The organism is Rhodothermales bacterium (assembly GCA_017643395.1).
Classification (GTDB): domain Bacteria; phylum Bacteroidota; class Rhodothermia; order Rhodothermales; family UBA10348; genus JABDJZ01.
Genome location: JAEPNP010000003.1, coordinates 136,526 through 156,685 on the forward strand (window position 1 = coordinate 136,526; position 20,160 = coordinate 156,685).

Below are 20,160 nucleotides of genomic sequence, written 5' to 3' on the forward strand. Positions count from 1 at the left end.
ATCTGCAATTCCATGCGCTTCGCAGTTCTCGTTCTGGCCGTTCTCACCGTCGGCTGCTCGAATACACCACCCTCCGTGCTTGTCTTCCACGCCACGGCCGGCTGGGAGCACGCTTCCATTCCCGCAGGGCTGGCCGCCTTTGAGGAAATCGCCGCAGAGGAGGGGTGGATGTTGACCGCCACCGAAGACGCCGCTGTGCTACAGACCCTGCCGGACTATGACGCAGTGGTCTTCCTTCTGACCACTCGGGATGTACTGGACAGGCCTGCCGAACTGGCTCTGCAGCGCTTCATTCAGGCGGGTGGCGGCTTTGTAGGGATCCACTCTGCTTCCGACACCGAGTTTGACTGGCCCTGGTACGGACGCCTCGTCGGCGCCTACTTCACGGGGCACCCGCCGGGCACGCAGGAAGCCGTGATCACCGTGGTGGACACCACCTTTGCAGCCACGGCGCACCTGCCGCAGACCTGGATGCATACCGACGAGTGGTACGATCTGCGCACCACAAACCAGTTCGTAAACGTCGTGCTGACCGTTGACGAGTTCAGTTACAAGACCCCGGAGCAGCGCCCGGTACTTCGCGAGAAGCCCATCGCCTGGTACCATGAGTTCGATGGCGGCCGCGCCTTCTACACGGCGCTGGGTCATACGGTCGAGTCCTACTCCGATCCCCTGTTTCGTACTCACCTCCGCGAAGCGGTGACCTGGGCTGCCGGCGAGCCGGGATCGCTGGACTACGCGCGCGAGACTGTGCGTCCCGAGCCGCAACGTTTTGAGCATACCATACTGGCGGACACGCTGCACGAGCCCATGGAGCTGGCCGCGCTGCCGGACGGCCGCGTGGTATTCGTCGAGCGCCCGGGGCAGGTCCATCTGGTCGATCCGGCAGCCGGCACGGACCTGGTGGTTGCCGAAATACCCGTCTACACTGGTCACGAAAACGGCCTGATCGGCATGGCTGCATCCCCCGATTTCGCCGAGTCAGGGCACCTCTTTCTCTTCCATTCGCCTCCGAACCAGTCGGCGAACCGCGTATCCCGTTTCACGCTCTCGGGCGATGGGCTCGCAGATCCGGTCACGATCATCGACATCCCCCACCAGCGCGAACAGTGCTGCCACAGCGGCGGCTCGCTGGCCTTCGGCCCTGACGGGCTGCTCTTTCTCTCAACGGGAGACGATACCAACCCCTTCGAGTCGGACGGGTATGCGCCGACGGACGAGCGTCCCGGTCGGCAGAATTTTGACGCGCAGCGCACCTCCGCCAACTCGGACGATCTGCGCGGCAAGATCCTGCGCATCCGGCCTCTGCCTGAGGGCGGCTACGAGGTGCCGGAAGGCAATCTCTTCCCGGCGGACGGGTCGCGCGGCCGTCCCGAGATCTATGCGATGGGCCTGCGCAACCCCTTCCGCATCAATGTGGACCAGCGCACCGGCTATCTCTACTGGGGAGACCTTGGTCCGGACGCTCCGGAGCCGGATTCCACGCGTGGACCGGCCGGCCATGATGAAATCAACCAGGCCCGCACGCCCGGGTTCTTCGGTTGGCCCTACTTCGTAGCCGACAACAAGCCGTACGCGGCATACGATTTTGCCGATGGCGTAGCGGGCGAGTTCGCCGTCGGAGCCGCGCCGGCCAACGAGTCGCCGAACAGCACAGGCCGCACATTCCTGCCGCCGGCGCAGGGTGCCTGGCTGTGGTACCCCTACAGCCGCACCGACTTGTTTCCGCTGCTTGGGGAAGGGGGAAGAAGTGCGATGGCCGGACCGGTCTACTATGCCGATCAGTCCACACCTCCCGGCCTGCCAACCTATTACAATGGTCGCCTGTTCATGCACGAGTGGATGCGCAACCGGGTGTACACTGTGGCCATCGACGAATACGGATGGTACGGCCACATGGAGGTCTTCCTGGAGGACACCGAGCTCTCCCGGCCCATGGATCTCGCCTTCGGGCCGGATGGGCGCCTGTTCATGCTCGAATACGGCCAGCAGTGGGGATCGGAGAATCCGGACGCCCGCCTTCGCATGATTACGTTTCGCTGATCAGGAGGCGTTCCCACTCACGGGCGATGGACTCCTGCCCCGACGCGCGGGCATGGTTCGCAGCCAGCTCGACGGCCGGGATCCGCAGCGCGCCTCCCATCGCGCTGGCCACGGAGAGAGCTTGCCTGAGCCGGTCCGTGTCTGTCTGACCCGTGGCCAGTCGGTGGCGAAGGTTGAAAGCAAGCGCGTGAAAGTGATAGACCGTTCCGTCGGCCGGGTGCAGCGACTGCGCCAGCAGATCAGCGCTCCAATTCTCCGGCCGCACGCCCGACAGCTCCTGCGTACCGACCGCCAGCAGCGCAGCCTCTCTGGCCCGGCCAGGGTGCGACGGCCTCAGCAGTCGCCAGAGGCGGGCGCCGTCATTCGGGATGCCCCCGGCCGTGACCGGGATCAGTGTCGCCGCGCCGGTCAGAGTGGATCCAAGGCCGAAGAGAGCAATCAGCGCCCGCACCACGGACTGTGTGCCGCCTGACACGGTCATGGACAGCGCCACCAACACGGCCGTCAGGCCAACGATCAGACTCGCCGCCGGTCCACCGGCCACAACCAGCGCCATTCTGCCAGCCAGGCCTTCCGTTTCCGGGCGATGCGGTACGCTTACGGCCAGACCGGCGAAGGTGGCGAGACTCCGGTTGAGCGAGAGGCCGCTCCGTCTTGCGAATACGATGGGGCCGGCGGCCAGCAGCACAAACCTGAAGCCCGCTGCAAGCCCGCCCGACACGTGTCCGAGTTCATGGACGAGGACGATCAGCCAGAGGACCACGAGACCGCCGACCATCAGCGCACCGGCCTGAGCCAGGGAGAGCCCATCGCCCGGAAAGAGCCGAAGCAGGGCCGGCACAACCGAGTCCGAGAGCAGCCACCAGGCCAGTCCTATGCCCGTCAGCGCGAAGACCAAGGGCAGGAGGGCGGTCGTAGTCCCGCTCGCTGCCCTCAGCTTCGGGAATTCCGCCGGCCGGGGAAAGCCGTCAGGCTCCAAAACTGATGGTCACGAGCGTGAGGGCCGCAACCGTCTGGCCGGATTCCCGCGCTGGCCGGAACTGCCATTGCTGGGCCGCGTCGATCGCGGCGTCCTCGAGCCCGTAGCCGAGCAAGGCGACCTGTTCGCGCTCGCGGTTGTCCCGACCTTTCAGGAGAAACCGGTCGACAATGCGCGCCGACTCCACGCGTCCGCGGCGATCCACCTTCACCTCGACGACCACCTCGGCGCGGACCTTTCGGCGCTGAGCTTCCCTGGGATATTCAGGCTCCACAATGCGGAAGGCGCGCGGGCCGGAATCGGGGCGTGCCGAGCCCCCAGAAACGGGAACGTCTGCGCCGTCCTCCTCGGCGACATTGTCATCACCGAGATCGTTGATGGGCAGATTCTCGGTCAGTTCGATCTCCGGCTCGTCCAGCACCACGTCATCCGGCACGATGACCGGCGTGAGTGGTCTGGGAGGTGGCGGTCGGCGTGCCTGCTGCTGGGTCTGCTGGATATCCTCGACCTGGATGAGCTCCTGAGCGCGAGCGTCATACACGATGTCGGGCACGTCTCCATTGGGTGCAGGCCAAAACCGGAACGCAGCGATCAGGAGCAGCAGACTGAGCACGAGGGTCGCACTGATGCGTACCCCGTAGGCTTCGCGTTCCTGCTCTATGAGTTCGAATCGGCTCATCGGGGGGTTGACACAGACAAGACTGCGAGGTTTCCGGCGATGTGGCCGAGGCGTGACAGGAGGCGGGCCGGCGGCTTGTGCAGGCCGGCGGCGCGTGCAGGCCGTCACCCGGGTCAGGGCTCGCGGCCGGGCGTGGCGGTCACTGGGGCTCGGCCGGGCAGCCCATGCCCGGGTGCCACGCCCCACCCCGAGAGCGATTGTGGAAAACTGCACGTGGAACACACGGAACTGTTGTGCGGGAACCCCGGTTGGTACGCGAAATGTGCCAATTGTCTGGCCGCAAGCCTAACCGAAGCCGAGGCGTGCTCCGCACCCCGCCCGCACCACATACCGCGAGCTGAGTAAACCTTCCCGAGGTTCCGGGAGGGTTTTTTTTTGGCCGTTCGGTTCGGTTTGCCCAGACAACCCACCAGCAAGGCTGCTAGATGCAAGACCTGAAACCCTGCAAACTCGCCCTGGCGGACGGAACGGTCGTCACCGGCGTGTCCATTGGACATGAGGGCGAAACCGGCGGAGAGTTGTGCTTCAACACCTCGATGTCGGGCTATCAGGAGATTCTGACCGATCCGTCCTACCACGGACAGATCATGATGATGACCTATCCCCACATCGGGAATTACGGCGCCATGGACGCCGACATGGAGGCTTCCAGGCCCATGGTGGCCGGACTGGTCGTGCGCGCCTTTACGCACCGGTATTCCAACCAGGGCGCAGACGAATCGCTGGCCTCATTCATGCGGCGGCACAAATTGGTGGGCATCTCGGGCGTCGACACCCGGACGCTGGTTCGTCACATTCGGGCCAAGGGCGTGATGAACGCCGTCATCAGTGCCGTGGATCTGGACCACGACAGCCTGGTCGAAAAGGCGCGAAACTGGCCGTCCATGGAAGGCCTGGAGTTGGCCTCTCGCGTCACTGTTGGGGAGGCGTACGACTTCTCCACGTCAAATGGCCCGCGCATCGCCGTGTTTGACTACGGCGTCAAGCAGAACATCCTGCGCTCCTTCCGTCACCGAGGCTGTGCCGTGCGGGTGTTTCCATCCGGCACTTCGCTGGAGACGGTGCTCGCGTGGAATCCGGACGGTCTCTTCTTCAGCAATGGCCCCGGGGATCCGCGTGCCATGCCTGACCAGATAGACCTGGTCAAGGCCGCTGGTCAGTCCGGCCTGCCCATGTTCGGGATCTGTCTTGGCCACCAACTCATGTCGCTATCGCAGGGACTGGAGGTCTACAAGATGTATGTGGGGCATCGGGGCGCGAATCACCCGGTCAAGAATCTGGAGACCGAAAAGGTGGAGGTCACGACCCAAAACCACGGGTTCGCGGTCTCGCCGGATTCGGTGCAGGAGGCCATCGCCACGCTGACACACCTCAACCTGAACGACAAAACGGTCGAGGGTCTGTCCTACGCGACCATCAACGGGTTTTCGGTCCAGTACCATCCGGAGGCCTCGCCCGGTCCGCACGACTCGGATTATCTGTTCGATCAGTTTGTGGACCTGATGCGTGTTCACCGCGGCGAACCCACCCAGAACGAAAACAAGCATGCGTAAGCTCCTCCCGATCCTCATGCTGCTGGTCGTTGCGCCGGCGGCCGCGCAGACCTCGAGCCTGACGGTCCAGAAAATCATGCAGGACCCGGACACCTGGGTCGGGTCCCAGCCCAATCGGTTCCAGTGGAGTGAGGACGGGGACTGGCTGTACTTCCAGTGGAATCCGCAGGGGGCCTTCGCTTCGGACAGCCTGTTCAAGGTGCCGGCAGAGGGCGGCGAGCCCGTCCAGGTGACGCGCGACGAGCGTCTTGCAGTGCGTCCCACGTTCAGTGGATGGTCTCACGGCGAGCACACCTACGATGCCGACTTTGCCCGCAAGATCTTCTCCGCGGGGGGAGACCTGTACATCCACCATCGTCGTGACAGCGATATGGTTCGCCTGACGGCCACGGGCGACGTAGAGTCCAGCGCACGGTTCACGCCGGACGGACAGGCTGTGGTCTACGTCCGGGACGGCAACGCCTACAGGATGGACCTCGGTTCGCCGCAGGTCACACAGCTCACCAATCTGCAGAGCGGCCGCGACCGGAATGACCGCCCTTCAGACGAGCAGGACCAGTGGCTGGAAGAGCAGCAGACGGACCTGTTCGACGTGATCCGGGAGCGTCAGGAAGCGCGCGACGCCCGCGACGCGGCCCGCGAACTGGATGAGGAGGCCCACGATAACGGTCTGCCGCCCGTCTACCGCTACGGCGACTCCCGTGTGTTCGGTCTCCAGGTCGATCCGTCGGAGCGCTATGCCTCGTTTTCGGTCTTCTCCGGTGGCGGCAACAGCAAGCGTACCATCGTGCAGAACTACGTCACAGAGTCCGGCTACGCCGAGGATCTGAACGCGCGGGCCAAGGTGGGCGTGGATGAAACGCCCCGCACCGTGTTCGTGCAGGATCTGGATTCGGGCGATGTGATCGAGGTGGACCTGACCCAGCTGCCCGGCGCCTACGACGTGAAGCCCATTCATCTGTTGGATGAGGGTGTCGAAGTGGATTCGAGCAAGGCGCGCGTGCTCCAGGCGGGATCGCTGAGCTGGAGTGGCGATGGTGCCTATGCAGTCCTTCAGGTCACCGCCGGCGACAACAAGGACCGGTGGATTGTCCGACTCGATCCGGCAACCGGAGACCTGACCACGCTTGACCGCCAGACCGACGATGCGTGGATCGGCGGTCCGAACGTCGGATGGTTCAGTGGCGGCTCGCTGGGATGGTTGCCGGACAATCGCACCATCTGGTTCCAGAGCGAGGAGTCGGGCTATTCCCACCTGTATTCCATCGACGTGGAGACCGGAGAGAAGCGGCAGTTGACCTCGGGCATGTTCGAGGTGACTTCGGTCTTCCTGACGCAGGACGGTTCGCAATTCCTGCTCGTCACCAGCGAGGCCAGCCCGCATTCCCGACACGTGTATCGCATGTCGACCGCAGGGGGAGAGCGCGAGCAGCTCACCATTGACGTCGGCCAGCAGCAGGTAGCGTTCCATCCGTCAGAGGACCGCGTCGCCATTCGCTACTCGACCAACACCCAGCCCTTCGATCTCTTTCTCCAGGAGTTCGGGCAGGACGCGGAGCGCATCACCCATTCTACCACCTCCGAGTGGGAGGCCTACGACTGGCGCCAGCCGGAGCTCGTGCACATCCCGGCTTCGGACGGCGCTCGCGTGCCCGGCCACCTGTTTGAGCCGGAAAACCCCAACGGGGGCGTAGTCATGTTCGTGCACGGTGCCGGCTACCTGCAGAACGTGCACAACTGGTGGAGCAGTTACTTCCGCGAGTACATGTTCCACAACCTGCTCACGGACCTTGGCTATACGGTGCTGCAGCTGGACTTCCGGGCCTCATCCGGCTACGGAAGGGACTGGCGCACGGCCATCTACCGGCACATGGGCGGCCGCGATCTGCAGGACTACGTGGATGCGTCCCGCTGGATGGAATCCGAGCACGGATTCGATCCGGAGCGCGTGTTCATCTACGGCGGGTCCTACGGCGGCTTCATCACGCTCATGGCCCTGTTCACGGAGCCCGAGCACTTCGGCGGCGGAGCGGCGCTGCGCAGCGTGACCGACTGGGCGCACTACAACCACGGCTACACATCGAACATCCTGAACACACCGGTCAACGACTCGCTGGCCTTCGCCCGCTCCAGCCCGATCAATTTCGCCGATGGCCTCGAGGATCCGTTGTTGATGCCGCACGGCGTGATCGACACCAACGTGCAGTACCAGGACATCATCCGCCTGGCCCAGCGCCTGATCGAACTGGGCAAGGAAGACTGGGAGGTGGCCTCCTACCCGGTTGAGGGGCACGGTTTCACCGAGCCGAGCTCCTGGACGGATGAGTATCGCCGCATCCTGAAGTTGATCGAGGAAACCGTCGGTCCAGATGCGTGCAACTGTTAGCGTGGTGCTTTCCGGACTCATGGTCACTGCCTGCACAACGACGCTGCCCGCTTCGGAGCACATCATGTTTTCGGCACCCTCCACCTCCGCGGACTCGACCGAGATTCGCCGCGTGACCGTGGCGGCGGGACGCACGCTGTTTGCACCCCAAGTGCGGGAGGCCGTTGAATCGGCCGCGTCGGCCGAGGGGGAACGCTTCCTGGGCGGGTACAACCTGTCCCGCACGGGGGTGGCTGTCTCGCGGGATGTTCTGCGCACGCCTGATGTGCACGCATCCGTTCAGTTCGGAGTGCTTGCCCTGGGAGTGGATGTGACAGCCCGCCTTCTGCCGGGCACTTACCTGACGCTGCAGGGCGGTTTCCCGGCAGACGGCACGGCCATCCTTCAGTCACCTATTCGCCTGCCTCTGCCTCGCCGGGCCTGGGTGGCTCCCGGGGTCTTCGTACGCTCGGAATTCTACGGATATGACATCCGGGAGGGCTGTTCGGGGTTCTGCCTGCCGGATCCGTTTGACCCTCACCGCACCCTGCACGCTCGCACGCTCGGCGGGCGCGCGGCCTTCTACTTCGAGGACGCCAAGCAGGGAATCCTGCGCATTGCCGTGGAAGCCGGCTACTCGCCAGAAATCGATGGAGTCCGTCTCCGTCTCGTATTTGCATCAACCGCTCGCAGATAGATGCCCAAGCGCACCGACATCAACAAGATCCTCCTGATCGGCTCCGGCCCCATCGTGATCGGGCAGGCCTGCGAATTCGACTACTCCGGCAGTCAGGCCGCACGCTCCCTGCGTGCGGAGGGCTACGAAGTGGTACTGGTCAATTCGAACCCGGCCACGATCATGACGGACCCGGTCACGGCCGATGTGATCTATCTCCAGGAACTCACCCCGAAGTCCATCAAGGAGATCGTCGAGAAGGAGAAGCCCGATGCGGTCCTGCCGACGATGGGTGGGCAAACGGCCCTGAACCTCGCCGACAAGCTCCACCAGGAGGGCTACTGGGAGAAAGTGGGCGTGGAAGTCATCGGGGTCGACATCGACGCAATCCACATCACCGAGGACCGTCAGCTCTTCCGGGACCTGATGGAGACCATCGGCATCGATCAGGCCCGCAGCCGCACGGCCAAGAGCCTGCTGGAGGCCAAGGAAATCACGCAGGAGCTGGGCGGGCTCCCGGTCGTGATCCGGCCGTCCTTCACGCTGGGAGGATCCGGCGGCGGCATTGTCTGGAGCCAGGACGAGTTCAACCGCAAGATCATGCGTGGGCTCGAGCTCAGCCCCGTGCACCAGATCCTGATTGAGGAGTGCCTGTTCGGCTGGAAGGAGTATGAGCTGGAGCTCCTCCGGGACGCCAACGACAACGTCATCATCATCTGCTCCATCGAAAATGTGGATCCGATGGGCGTGCATACGGGCGATTCGGTCACGGTAGCCCCGCAGCAGACGCTCACGGACAAACAGTATCAGCAGATGCGGGACGCGGCCATCAAGGCCATGCGCTCCATCGGCACGTTTGCTGGCGGCTGCAACATCCAGTTCGCGTTCGATCCGGTGAGCGGTCGCATGATCGTGATCGAGATCAATCCGAGGGTCTCCCGGTCGTCGGCACTGGCGTCCAAGGCCACTGGATATCCCATCGCCAAAGTGGCCGCCCGTTTGGCCATCGGCTACACGCTGGACGAGTTGCCGAATGACGTGACCGGCACCACGAGCGCATGCTTCGAGCCGGCCATCGACTACGTGGTCACGAAGATCCCTCGCTTCAACTTCGACAAGTTCGAGGGCGTGGATGAGGAGTTGACCACGCAGATGAAGGCGGTCGGAGAGGTCATGTCCATCGGTCGCACCTTCCCCGAGTCCCTGCAAAAGGCGTGGCAGAGCCTCGAGAACGGCTACGCCGGACTGGGCGCCGACCGCGACGAGACCTTTCGCGGCGAGATCCGTGACCGCCTGCGCAAACCCTATTGGGACCGCACGCTTCAGATCAGGAATGCCTTCAAGGCGGGCGCCTCTGTCGATGAGATCTCTGACGTCACTCGCGTGGATCCGTGGTTCCTCTACCAGATCCAGGACATGGTGCGGCTGGAGGAGGCCATTCGTGGGCATACGCTCGACCGCATCGACGCCGAGTTCATGCGCCACATCAAGGCGTACGGGTTCTCGGACGTGCAGATAGCCTATCTGGTGATGGACGAGGCTTCCGAGGACCAGGTGCGTGCGTACCGCAAGCGGTTGGGTGTGCTGCCCAGCTACCAGCTCGTGGACACCTGCGCCGGCGAGTTTCCGGCGCAAACGCCGTACTTCTACTCGACGTATGAGTCGTCGTCAGAGAGCGAGGTGTCGGACCGCGAGAAGGTGATCATCCTCGGGTCGGGCCCGAACCGCATCGGGCAGGGCATTGAGTTCGACTACTCGTGCGTGCACGGCGTGCTCGCGGCGAAGGAGGCCGGGTACGAGGCCATCATGATCAACTGTAACCCGGAGACCGTCTCCACGGACTTCGACGTGGCGGACAAGCTCTATTTCGAGCCTGTATTCTGGGAGCGCGTGCTGGACATCATCGAGCTGGAGAAGCCCGTCGGAGTGATCGTGCAATTGGGCGGGCAGACCGCGCTCAAGATTGCGGAGAAGCTCGACGCCGAGGGCATCACCATCATCGGCACCAGCTACGACAACATGGACCTCGCCGAGCATCGAGGCCGGTTCTCGGACATGCTGAAGGAGCTGGAGATTCCGTACCCGCCGTACGGCATTGCCCACACGGTGCACGAGGCCATCGAGAACGCAGAGCGCATCGGCTATCCGCTCCTGGTGCGGCCGAACTACGTGCTTGGCGGACAGGGCATGCGCATCGCCATCAACAAGGAGGAGGTGGAGCTGTACGTCAACAAGATCTGGAAGCTGCTCCCGGACAATCCCATTCTGCTGGACCGTTTCCTCGAGGACGCCACCGAGCTGGATATCGATGTGGTGCGTGACGGCGACGAGACCTGGATTGCCGGAATCATGCAGCACATCGAGCCGGCGGGCGTGCACTCCGGGGATTCGACGGCCGTCTTGCCGCCGTACAGCCTGAGCGAGGAGGTGCTGACCACCGTGCGCCGCTACGCCGAGGAGATCGGAGACCGGCTGGACATCCGGGGCCTGATGAACGTGCAGATGGTGGTCAAGGACAACTTTGTGTACGTCATTGAAGCCAACCCCCGCGCCTCACGCACCGTACCGTTTGTGGCCAAGGCCACCGGGGTGGCGGTTGCAAACGTGGCGACGCACGTGATGCTGGGCGCCAAACTCGCCGACTTCCGCGAGAAGGGGCTTCTTGAGTCCAAACTCGAGGGCTACGCCATCAAGGAGCCCGTTTTCAGCTGGGACAAATTCCCGGAGGTGCCCAAGGAACTGGGACCCGAGATGAAGTCCACCGGAGAGGCGATCGCGTTTATCGACGAGTTGACGGACGACCACTTTGCGCGGCCATTTGCGGTGAAGGATTTGTACCTCAGGCGGTAACGCTCAGCTCAGGTTTCGTGTACGGAATACGCGGGGCGACGAGCGAAAACAGCTGCTGAACGCCCGGTTGAAAGACGAGACACTGTTGAAGCCGACCTCGAAGGCGATCTCCGAGAGGTTTCGGTTCGGATGTTCGATCATGATCTGGGCGGCAAGGCGTGCCCGTTCCTGTCGAATCAGGGCGGCCGGCGTCAGCCCCATTTCCGCTACCGTTCGCCGGGCCAGCTGGCTGTAGGACAGGCCCACGAGTTCGGCAAGCTGGCTTGGTCCGAATTCGGAATCTCTCAGGTGTTTGTGCACGAGCCCCATCACCAGGTGCTGGTTCGAATCGCCCGCGGCACTTTCCTGGTGTTTCCTCGACCGGTCTCTGGCTCGCAGCAGTCCACTCAACCGAATGCCAAGCACCTCCGGGTCGGAATACCGACCCATGACGGCATCCGCCCCGAGTTCCAGCACAGACTTGGCTTCGGTGGAATCTTCCCTGGAGACCAGGGCCACGATGATTGCTCCGGCCGATACGTCCTGGCCGACCCGGTGAATCATGACCGCACCTACATGCCGGGCGGGGCAGACCACTGCGGAGACCGGGTGGAGCCTGGCAAGCTCTGAAGGCTTGCTGACCGGAGACACATCAAACGTGCTGGACAAGAGGGACGCCAGCTTGTCAACCCCCGGCTCCCCTGCGAGCACGAATGCAACAGGGTGTCGGGAGCCGGACTCCTCGGTGGCGGTACCGCCCACGACGGTCCCGGTGTTGTCCCCGTGTTCCGGCAAGAGAACAGTCACGCAGGATCCTATCGGGGCGAAGTCGACCCCGAGGCTTCCCCCGAGGCGTTCGATCATTTGCCGCGACGCGGCTAGACCCAGACCGACGCTGCTGGACGAACCGGGCAGTTCCAAGCGACCCAGCAGATGGGGGTCAAACAGATCCTCCGGCTCGAGATTCTCAAACGGTGGCCCATCATCGAACACGGTGATGAATGCCGATCCATTGCGCGCGCCGCTTTCAACCATGATCTGTCCGTTCGTCCGGCATCGCCGAATCGCAATATCCATGACCTGCTCCAGCACGTGTATCAATACGCTTCGGTTCGTCAGCGCGGTCAGGTCTGGATGATCGGTGTCGTTGTAGCGAGCAACGACCTTGCGCTCCGTCATCCTGCGGGAGTGTTTGTCCAGGATGGAAACCAGCAGCGGCGGGATAAGCACCGTCGAACGCTCGTGCAGCGCCTCTATCTCGGTGGAGTGCACCAGGCCCTGCAGTTCGGTGGCAAGGCGCTGCAGATCCGAGAATTCCTCCCGCGCTATTTCAACGGCACGGGTCTCCGTGTCGTGCTCAAGTGATCCGACTCCAATGCCAATGTGCAGCTTGAGCCGATCCGCCAGCCTGGACAGGAACCGTCGGCGCAAGCTGTCCGCCGCAATCAAGTGAGATGCCTGCTCGACGATGATCTCGTTGTCTCTCTGCGACCGAGTGACCGCGGAAGAGAGCTGTTTGGTGCGCTCCTTGACCTCGCGCTCCAGTCGCTGATTGAGCAACCGTTGGCGTCGACTCCGAGTCCAGTACGCGACTACTCCTGCACCGAAGAGCGACAGGCCCAGCATGGTGCGGAAGAACCACGTTTCCCACCAGAACGGTACTACGTCCACGGTCATGAGAGAGATCGGACCGCGTGCGCCGTCCAGCGTCTGCACTGCCCGCATGTGGAGGGTCGTGTGCCCTGGGCTGGAGAAGGCCACCGGAAGGGAAATCTCGTTCGATGTGGTCCAAGCATCCCGTCCATTCAGCGACCACTCAACCAGCACATTGTCCCTGGACTGAGTAGTCGGGACCACGACCCGGAAAGACGTTTCCCGCGCCCAGGTCGGGATCCTCAGCGGCAGGGGTTCTCCCGCGTGCCAGAGAACGCGGCCGCCCGCCTCGGCGGAATCGAAATAGAGCTGCGGAGCCGGGGGGGCTTCCTCCATTCCGGTATCCACCACGGCAATGCCTGTGGCCATGGCATGCCACAGGTTTCCTTCCTGATCGAGAAAGCTTGTCGATGGCGCCCCCCCGTTGGATTCGAGTTCAGCAAGCCCCTGATCAGTTCCGACAACGAACGGGTGAATCCGTGGTGTTTCGTTTCTGATCCATGCGTCAACCTCGCTGACGCGAAGCGCATAGATCCCGGAGTGAGAGCCAATCCAGACCCGACCCCCCTCTCCGGCATGCACCGAGTTCACAAAGGCGTCTGGAAGACCCTGCTCCGGCGTCAGCTGACTCCAGGCCTCCAGTGGTCCGGCGCATGGACCGACCAGCAGTCCATTGCCATATGAACCAATCCAGCACCTTCCGGACTTGTCGGCCAGAAACCCCCGTGCTTCCAGATTCCAGGAGTCCAGCGGGACCTGCTCCACGCAGGCATCAGGGGTGCATCGCAGCAGGCCCGACCCGATCACCCATACCGCCGACTCTCCGGCCACTTCAAAGCGGTAACGGCCGGGCCGTTCAAGCTGCGCCAGTCGGGTACTGGACGAATCGGTCGTGACCTCGACCCAGGCGCCTGCCGGGTGCCTGGGAGTCTCCGCGCTTCGAATGGTCCAGATCGCGCCGTCGGGCGAGCGGCGAACCCGCCACAGTCGATTCGACGCTGAATGCAGGTCCCACTCCAGCGTGTTGGTATCCAACGAATACAATTCGCGGCCTGTGACCACATGCAAAACGTCGCCGCTCAGGTGTCCGTCGCCGATGCGTTCGATCGGAGCCTCAACCTGAACTCCGTCGACATAGAGCTTCTTGTGTGCATTCACCCAGATCCGTCCCTGGCTGTCGGTAGCCAGAAAGTTGACCGACCCTGGAGAGGCTATCCATCGAGCCCTGGCTCTGGCCACCCTGATCAAACCCGAGGACTGTGTCCCGATCCACAGGCCGCCGGCTTCGTCTGGATCGAGATGCCACCACTCGGGTCGGGTAGGGTAGGCCAGCTCTCCCACCACAATGGAGTCGGCATCGACCCGCCCGCCCGTGGTTTGCATCCAGTCCCGGATCCGTTGCATTCTGCGTCCCTGGCCGATCGGATCAGATGGCGGAACGATGCGAAGCGTGTTGCCATGCTCCAGCAGTTCCAGGTCCCGGCGATTGAAGGGGTCCTGAACGAGCAGATGTCCGGATGGCGCGTAGATCGGTCCGACCACGCGTGCCGTGCCCAGAACGGCAGCGACCTCGGCATCAAATGACCGTGCCCATCGGCCGTCAAAACGGACGAGCCCTGAGTGGCTGGTGGCCCAGACCACTCCGGCCGAGTCCACCGCCACCCCGGTCAGGAAGTTCGAAGACAGCCCCCGGCCGCTCTCCAGGTGGTGGGTGACCACCCAGTCCGAGTTCAGTTCGAACCACGACTCCTGCGCGTTGACCTCCCTGGAGGAGGTTTCCAGTACTGCCAGCAGGAGCAGAAAGCTGGATACATACTTCACATCAAGAAATACAGTCCCCGGCCTGCAGAATGCAACGAATACTGATTCCGGCAAGTCGCCGGGGTTTCGGTCAGGCCGCTTGGGCGATGTAGTCTTCGCTCCAATCGGCCCAAAGTAGGCCGGATTGGGGAGTATCCGGCCTTGACAGGCTCCGGGACTCGGACCTCGCGGTCCGAGTCCCGGGCCGGCGATCCTAATAGTCGATGTTGAGTCGCCTGACGGTTTCAAGCGTCAGGCCACCCGTGACGAGGGAGTTGGCGCGCTGGTACGCCGTGACTCCCCTGGTTGTCTGCGGGCCGTAGATCCCGTCAATGGGGCCGCCGTAGTAGCCTTCCTGTTTCAAGGCCGTCTGAAGCTGGCGAACCGTTGTGCGAGTGAAGTTGACCTCGCATAGCACCGGCAACCATTCGGCCCTTCCTTCGCTGATTACTTCCACCCGACTGACCTCTCCGTACTCGGCTGGAATCGGAATTCTGCGTTCACTGGCGGCGCGTACCAGACGGCGCACCTTGCGCTACTCATACTGTGCCGGGATTTCCCGGGTGATGACTTCCGGCTCGCGCACCATGACCTGCTTGCGCACAGATTCATACTCGGCCGGGATTTCCACGCGTCGGGTAGTTGCTGCGGTCACCAGGACCCGACGTGTGACTTCGCGATATTCGGCGGGCTCCTCAATCAGGCACATGACCGTGCCGGTGTCAGTATCCACGGTCGTGATGAAGTTGCCACTGGCATCGCGCACCACATTCTGGGTAGAGTCCACAAGGGCGGCGCCGTATATGCGTCCTTCGCTTGGTTTCCACACCGTTCGGGCCGGGCGAACCAGAATGCGCTCAACCCGCTCTTCGTACTCGGCAGGCACTTCCTCCAGCCGGAAAGACGCTGGGCGAACCTCAATCTGCTCGGTCTGCCATTCGTAGACGGCCGGCTTGATCTCTACGACTTTTTCGCCGGCTTCCTTGATGAGGACACGCTGGGTGACCGTCTCATACTCGGCAGGGATGGTCTCTATGCGCTCACCGGCTTCACGGATGACCACCTGCTCGGTGACGGTGCGAAGCTCCGGCTCCACGTAGAGTCGTGAATAGCACATTCCAGGCTCTGCATCGGGGGGGAGCAGGTTGATTCCGCCGGCGGTTGCGGAAGGTCCGGACGGCGACTCCGCGGACGGAGGCTCGGCATCGGCTTGCGCCTGAACCTGCTGTTGAAGCCTCGAGAGCTGCTCCCGGGTCTCAAGCTGCGCAGAGGCCGCTGCATCCAGTTCCGCCCGAGCCTCGGCCAACTGGCGTTCCAGTGCGTCAGCACGGGCCTGCTGTTCGCTGGCTTCTGCTTCTGCAGTGACGACGGCGGATTGGGATGTGGTACAACCACCCAGGATGGCCGCGAAAGCAACGAATGTCGCTGCCAGGAGCAGCCGTGAGGGGTTCTGGTTCATGGGTAGAGCGAATGGTTGGGGGATGCATTGTGCCGTGCCGCTATCAGAGCTGCCGGCGTGGCGAAAAACATAGACCCCCGTTTTCCTGCCTTCTGCGCGTTCCTGCGCATGGGATGCGCAGGAATGCGCCAAATGGTGAAATCGCGCGCTCGTCGCCATGGCCTGCAAAAACAGGAGGGGCTCCCGATCGCGCGATCGGGAGCCCCTCCGGAATCCTCGGAATGAATGCGGGAGCCGGCGGGCCCGCTACATCCGTTCTACTGTGATCCGCCCACCCATACCGACTTCGTTGTAGTCGCAGGTGGCGCGCCCACCACAAAGTCCTGGGCGTTCGCGAGCAAGTGCGCCAGCACCTCCTCCGTGGTCGCCGTCGGGTTCTGTGAGACGTAAAGGGCGGCAGCTCCTGCCACGTGCGGGGCCGCCATCGAGGTGCCCGACATGGAGGTCGGCACCAGCGTGCCCGGAGCGAGAGACACAACGCCCTCACCGGGAGCAAGAATGTCGACCTTCGGCCCGTAGTTGGAGAAGGGAGAGAAGAGCCCCAGCGCGTTGTGGGAGCCCACCGTGATGGCGCCCGGTACCTTGGCCGGCGTCACGAAATCCGAGTTGTCGCCCTGGTTGCCCGCCGCGATGACAAAGATCACGCCCGCATCCGTCGACGCCTCAATCGCGTGGTCCAGCGCAGTGAACTCGGGAGTGCCTACGTTCTCACCAAGCGACATGTTGACGATCATGGGCGAGGCCGGGTCGGCCAGCTTGCGCGCCGTCAATTCCTCGACCGCAGCGATGACCACGGACACGTCCGTCGTTCCGTCGTCGCCGAGGACCTTCATATTGTGGATGCGTGCCCCGGGGGCAACGCCTACCAGGCCGTCCGTATCGTCCATCGCGGCGATGATACCTGCCACGTGAGTGCCGTGTCCGTCATAGTCGGACGCATCGTCAAAACCATCCCGCATATCCAGGGACTCGACCATGTTGAGGTCGTTGTCACCTGCCCCGGGCCGGGCCACGCCTGTATCCAATACGTAGACGTCCACATCCACCATGCCGGTGTGGTCACCGGAGGCCGCCCAGCTGGTCTGACCACCGATGGCAGCGACGCTCCACGGCACGGTCTGGCCGGCGCTGCCTATCTCGGCATTCGGATCCGGCGTCGTGACCGAGAAATCGGGCTCGAACCAGGAGATCTCGTCATCCGCAGCCAGCTCCGCCAGGAAATCGTCGTACGCGCTCAGCCCCAGACTGTCGTCAATGGTGATGGCGTATCCGTCGAATACGTTCCCGTACTCATAGCGCTCCACCACGTGGTACCGCTCCAGCACCTTGTATCGTTCAAGCACGGAGAAGCGCTCAACTACCCCGTAGCGCTCAATCAGGCGCTGCTTGTTGATGGAGAACACCAGCTGCAGACTGGACTGATTGCCAAACTTGCCCGCAGCTCCGGGGCGCATGGCCTTCTCCATGAGATGGGAGTTGCGAAACTTGCCACTCTCCGAGATGTGGCGATCGACCAGGAGGTCGGATTCCTGCGGGTCCGTCAGGGAGTCGCCGCAGCCGGTCATCACAATCAGGACGGCCACGAGGCCAAGTAGGGGGAATCGACGGGACATGTGGGGGAAGTAGGGTTAAAGTGCCGTTCGCGGGGTATCGGCAGTTTTCCCAGCTTCTTAAGCCCCGGCGGGATTTTTTCGGGCGATGGGCGGTGCTGCTTTCAGCAGCCGGTGGCCGCCCCGAGAGCCGTCCGCTCCGCCGTCCGAGCGCCCGAATCGCACGTCCGTGGTTACACATCGCCAGCCCCGTTCCTCCAACAGGAAACAAACAGGAAGAAAGTTGGTGCTATCAAAAAGATATCAGAGTGACATGCGCGATGTTCTGATCCGCGGAATCCCGGAAGACACGCACGCCTGGCTGAAGACGGCGGCCGAGGACAACAACCGCAGCATGACCGCGGAAGTACTGGAAATCCTGCACAATGCCCGGCAACGCGCTGAGGCAGCCCGGGGACGACTGGCTCGCGTCGAGGCCTGGAGAAAGAAGTATTTGCCAGACGACGGTTGTGAGCTGGACGAGCTCGTCTCCATTGTCCGACAGGGCCGCACCCATGGTCATTGATGCCAATGTGCTCGCGGCTTATTACCTGGCTCGCGATCCGGCTCTCCGGGTACGGCTGGTCGGTCTCGAATGGTACGCCCCTCCGATCTGGCGGAGCGAGTTCATGAGCACACTTCGTTCCTGGATGGTCAGGCGAAAGCTTTCCCTCGAGGCAGCGGTAGTTGCCCACGGCGAAGCCGAGGTCGAAATCATTCCGGCACCCTCACCTGACGCTGCCCATGTCTTTGCGCTGGCCGAGGCTTCTGGATGCAGCACGTATGACTGCGAATACTTGGCTGCGGCTCAGATGATGGATGTACCCCTGCTGACGTTGGACGCACAGGTCCTTCGAGCCTTCCCACAGGTGGCCCGGACCCCCTGAGCGGGCATTCAGCCCTCTTCTTGCTGCCAATCCCCCGAACGGCCGGAACTAGTAGCACGAGGATGGGAGTTGTACTCCGCCCCACGGAGAAAACAGCTTTCCCAATGAAAGGAACGTCCCTGATGCTGCTGCTGGTTCTGGCAGTGGCGCCGGCGTTTGCTCAGGACCCCGAGTCCTTTGAGCGTGACGTCACCGAATTCACGCTGGACAATGGACTGAAGTTCATCGTCGTGCAGCGTACGGAGGCACCGGTTGTGTCCTTCCACACCTACGCCGACGTCGGCGGTGTGGATGAGCTCAAAGGCATTACCGGCATTGCCCACATGTTCGAGCACATGGCCTTCAAAGGCACCACCGACATCGGAACCACCGATATCGACGCCGAAATGGCCGCCATTCGGCGAGTGGACGAGGTGTACGCCGAGTTGCGGGCAGAGCAGCACAAACGCGGTCTGGCGGACGCCGAGCGCCTCGCGGAGCTCGAAGCAGCTTTTGAGCAGGCCAAGAAAGACGCCCAGGCATTCGCCGCAGGCGACTTTGACGAGGCCATCACCCGGAACGGCGGTGTGGGTCTGAACGCCACCACCTCATCCGACGCTACGCGCTACTTCTACAGCTTGCCGGCCAACAAAATCGAGCTCTGGTTCTCGCTGGAGTCCGCCCGGTTCTTTGATCCGGTGCTCCGGGAGTTCTATGTGGAGCGGGATGTCGTCATGGAGGAGCGCCGCATGCGCACCGAGTCGAATCCCGTCGGCCGGCTCGTGGAGGAATGGCTGGCCACGGCCTTCAAGAGCCACCCCTATGGTGAGCCGGTGGTGGGCCACATGTCGGACCTTCAGTCCTTCACGCGTGAGGAGGCCCAGGACTTCTTTGAGAAGTACTACGGCGCGAGCAACCTGACCATCGCCATTGTCGGTTCGGTGGATGTCGATGAGGTCCGCAGCCTTGCCGAGACGTACTTCGGCCGCCTTCCGGACCGGCCCAAGCCGGATCCGGTGGAGACGGTGGAGCCGCCCCAGATTTCGGAGCGCACGGTGGTGATCACGGAGCAGAGCCAGCCTTTTGTGCTGGTTGGGTATCACAAGCCCAGTTTCCTGCACCCGGACGATGCGGCCTACAATGTGCTTTCCGACATCCTCGGTCGCGGACGGACCAGCCGCATCTACCGCCAGATGGTCGATCAGGACCAGATGGCGCTGCAGGCGGCATCGATCAACAACTTCCCGGGCAACAAGTACCCGAACCTGTTCGCGCTGTTTGCGGTGCCGAACCAGGGGCGTTCTGTGGAAGAAAACCTCGAGGCCATCAACGGCATCATTGAGGACGTGAAGTCCGGCGGGGTCACCGACGAGGAGTTGGCTCGCGCAAAAGCGAACGCCCGGGCTGACCTGGTGCAGCAGCTCCAGTCAAACAGCGGCATCGCCGGCCAGTTGGCTTTCTACCAGGCAGTGACCGGAGACTGGCGCCAGCTGTTCAGTCGCCTGGAGCAAATCGAAGCCGTCACCAACGAAGACATCATGCGGCTGGCGAACGAGACGTTTGTTTCGTCCAACCGCACGGTGGCGATGATCCGTACCGAACCGGCCGAAACAGCACAGACCGCATCGCCCGAAACCGATACCACCAGCCGCGGAGAGGGCCAGTAATC

14 protein-coding genes are annotated in these 20,160 nt (G+C 63.1%); 8 read left to right on the forward strand and 6 right to left on the reverse strand.

Features of this window, described 5'->3' with window-relative positions:
* The first annotated feature begins 12 nt into the window (after positions 1-12).
* Positions 13-2,043 carry a ThuA domain-containing protein gene (locus tag JJ896_11125; GenBank protein MBO6780193.1) on the forward strand — a complete coding sequence of 677 codons (2,031 nt, stop codon included), beginning with the start codon at positions 13-15 and terminating at the stop codon, positions 2,041-2,043.
* On the opposite strand, the gene JJ896_11130 is transcribed toward JJ896_11125, so the two are convergent.
* Positions 2,030-2,941, reverse strand: coding sequence for a hypothetical protein (locus JJ896_11130; protein ID MBO6780194.1), 912 nt, complete (start codon positions 2,939-2,941; stop codon positions 2,030-2,032). The genes JJ896_11125 and JJ896_11130 overlap by 14 nt on opposite strands.
* A 70-nt stretch (positions 2,942-3,011) precedes the next feature.
* On the reverse strand, positions 3,012-3,701 hold the full coding sequence (locus JJ896_11135) for an energy transducer TonB (GenBank protein ID MBO6780195.1): 690 nt from the start codon (positions 3,699-3,701) through the stop codon (positions 3,012-3,014).
* 425 nt (positions 3,702-4,126) lie between these two features.
* Between JJ896_11135 and carA the strand changes: the two genes are divergently transcribed.
* From carA to carB, 4 genes are read left to right on the forward strand one after another with little or no spacing between them, the layout of a single operon-like run.
* The gene (carA, locus tag JJ896_11140; GenBank protein MBO6780196.1) at positions 4,127-5,254 is read left to right on the forward strand and encodes a glutamine-hydrolyzing carbamoyl-phosphate synthase small subunit; all 1,128 of its coding nucleotides are present in this window, start codon (positions 4,127-4,129) and stop codon (positions 5,252-5,254) included.
* Positions 5,247-7,640, forward strand: a complete 2,394-nt coding sequence (locus tag JJ896_11145; protein ID MBO6780197.1) for a prolyl oligopeptidase family serine peptidase — start codon at positions 5,247-5,249, stop codon at positions 7,638-7,640. The genes carA and JJ896_11145 overlap by 8 nt, the downstream gene beginning before the upstream one ends.
* A complete protein-coding gene (locus tag JJ896_11150; GenBank protein ID MBO6780198.1) occupies positions 7,624-8,316 on the forward strand; it encodes a hypothetical protein in 693 nt (230 codons plus the stop codon). The genes JJ896_11145 and JJ896_11150 overlap by 17 nt, the downstream gene beginning before the upstream one ends.
* Positions 8,317-11,145, forward strand: a complete 2,829-nt coding sequence (gene carB, locus JJ896_11155; protein MBO6780199.1) for a carbamoyl-phosphate synthase large subunit — start codon at positions 8,317-8,319, stop codon at positions 11,143-11,145. It begins immediately after the preceding gene.
* 3 nt (positions 11,146-11,148) lie between these two features.
* Here carB and JJ896_11160 read toward each other — a convergent pair whose 3' ends face one another.
* From JJ896_11160 to JJ896_11175, 4 genes are all read right to left on the reverse strand, one after another.
* Positions 11,149-14,598, reverse strand: coding sequence for a helix-turn-helix domain-containing protein (locus tag JJ896_11160; protein ID MBO6780200.1), 3,450 nt, complete (start codon positions 14,596-14,598; stop codon positions 11,149-11,151).
* Between the two features lie 193 nt (positions 14,599-14,791).
* On the reverse strand, positions 14,792-15,106 hold the full coding sequence (locus tag JJ896_11165; GenBank protein MBO6780201.1) for a peptidoglycan-binding protein: 315 nt from the start codon (positions 15,104-15,106) through the stop codon (positions 14,792-14,794).
* Between the two features lie 6 nt (positions 15,107-15,112).
* Positions 15,113-16,036: a hypothetical protein gene (locus JJ896_11170; GenBank protein ID MBO6780202.1), complete on the reverse strand. Its 924-nt coding sequence runs from the start codon at positions 16,034-16,036 to the stop codon at positions 15,113-15,115.
* 257 nt (positions 16,037-16,293) lie between these two features.
* Positions 16,294-17,649 carry a S8 family serine peptidase gene (locus JJ896_11175; GenBank protein MBO6780203.1) on the reverse strand — a complete coding sequence of 452 codons (1,356 nt, stop codon included), beginning with the start codon at positions 17,647-17,649 and terminating at the stop codon, positions 16,294-16,296.
* A 250-nt stretch (positions 17,650-17,899) separates the two neighbouring features.
* Here JJ896_11175 and JJ896_11180 point away from each other — a divergent pair, with 250 nt between their 5' ends.
* From JJ896_11180 to JJ896_11190, 3 genes are all read left to right on the forward strand, one after another.
* Complete coding sequence (locus JJ896_11180; protein MBO6780204.1) at positions 17,900-18,151, forward strand: hypothetical protein; 252 nt, start codon at positions 17,900-17,902, stop codon at positions 18,149-18,151.
* Entirely contained in the window at positions 18,141-18,512 is a 372-nt protein-coding gene (locus tag JJ896_11185) for a type II toxin-antitoxin system VapC family toxin (GenBank protein MBO6780205.1), read from the forward strand. The genes JJ896_11180 and JJ896_11185 overlap by 11 nt, the downstream gene beginning before the upstream one ends.
* Positions 18,513-18,616: 104 nt before the next feature.
* Positions 18,617-20,158 (forward strand): insulinase family protein, encoded by a 1,542-nt coding sequence (locus JJ896_11190; GenBank protein ID MBO6780206.1) that lies wholly within the window; start codon positions 18,617-18,619, stop codon positions 20,156-20,158.
* Positions 20,159-20,160 lie beyond the last annotated feature (2 nt).

What these genes read in the sequence shown, in the direction of transcription:
- carA (MBO6780196.1), top strand. Translation starts at nt 4,127, where the DNA reads ATGCAAGACCTGAAACCCTGCAAACTCGCCCTGGCGGACGGAACGGTC.
- JJ896_11135 (MBO6780195.1), bottom strand. Translation starts at nt 3,701, where the DNA reads ATGAGCCGATTCGAACTCATAGAGCAGGAACGCGAAGCCTACGGGGTA.
- carB (MBO6780199.1), top strand. Translation starts at nt 8,317, where the DNA reads ATGCCCAAGCGCACCGACATCAACAAGATCCTCCTGATCGGCTCCGGC.
- JJ896_11180 (MBO6780204.1), top strand. Translation starts at nt 17,900, where the DNA reads ATGCGCGATGTTCTGATCCGCGGAATCCCGGAAGACACGCACGCCTGG.
- JJ896_11175 (MBO6780203.1), bottom strand. Translation starts at nt 17,649, where the DNA reads ATGTCCCGTCGATTCCCCCTACTTGGCCTCGTGGCCGTCCTGATTGTG.
- JJ896_11170 (MBO6780202.1), bottom strand. Translation starts at nt 16,036, where the DNA reads ATGAACCAGAACCCCTCACGGCTGCTCCTGGCAGCGACATTCGTTGCT.
- JJ896_11125 (MBO6780193.1), top strand. Translation starts at nt 13, where the DNA reads ATGCGCTTCGCAGTTCTCGTTCTGGCCGTTCTCACCGTCGGCTGCTCG.
- JJ896_11145 (MBO6780197.1), top strand. Translation starts at nt 5,247, where the DNA reads ATGCGTAAGCTCCTCCCGATCCTCATGCTGCTGGTCGTTGCGCCGGCG.
- JJ896_11150 (MBO6780198.1), top strand. Translation starts at nt 7,624, where the DNA reads ATGCGTGCAACTGTTAGCGTGGTGCTTTCCGGACTCATGGTCACTGCC.
- JJ896_11185 (MBO6780205.1), top strand. Translation starts at nt 18,141, where the DNA reads ATGGTCATTGATGCCAATGTGCTCGCGGCTTATTACCTGGCTCGCGAT.
- JJ896_11190 (MBO6780206.1), top strand. Translation starts at nt 18,617, where the DNA reads ATGAAAGGAACGTCCCTGATGCTGCTGCTGGTTCTGGCAGTGGCGCCG.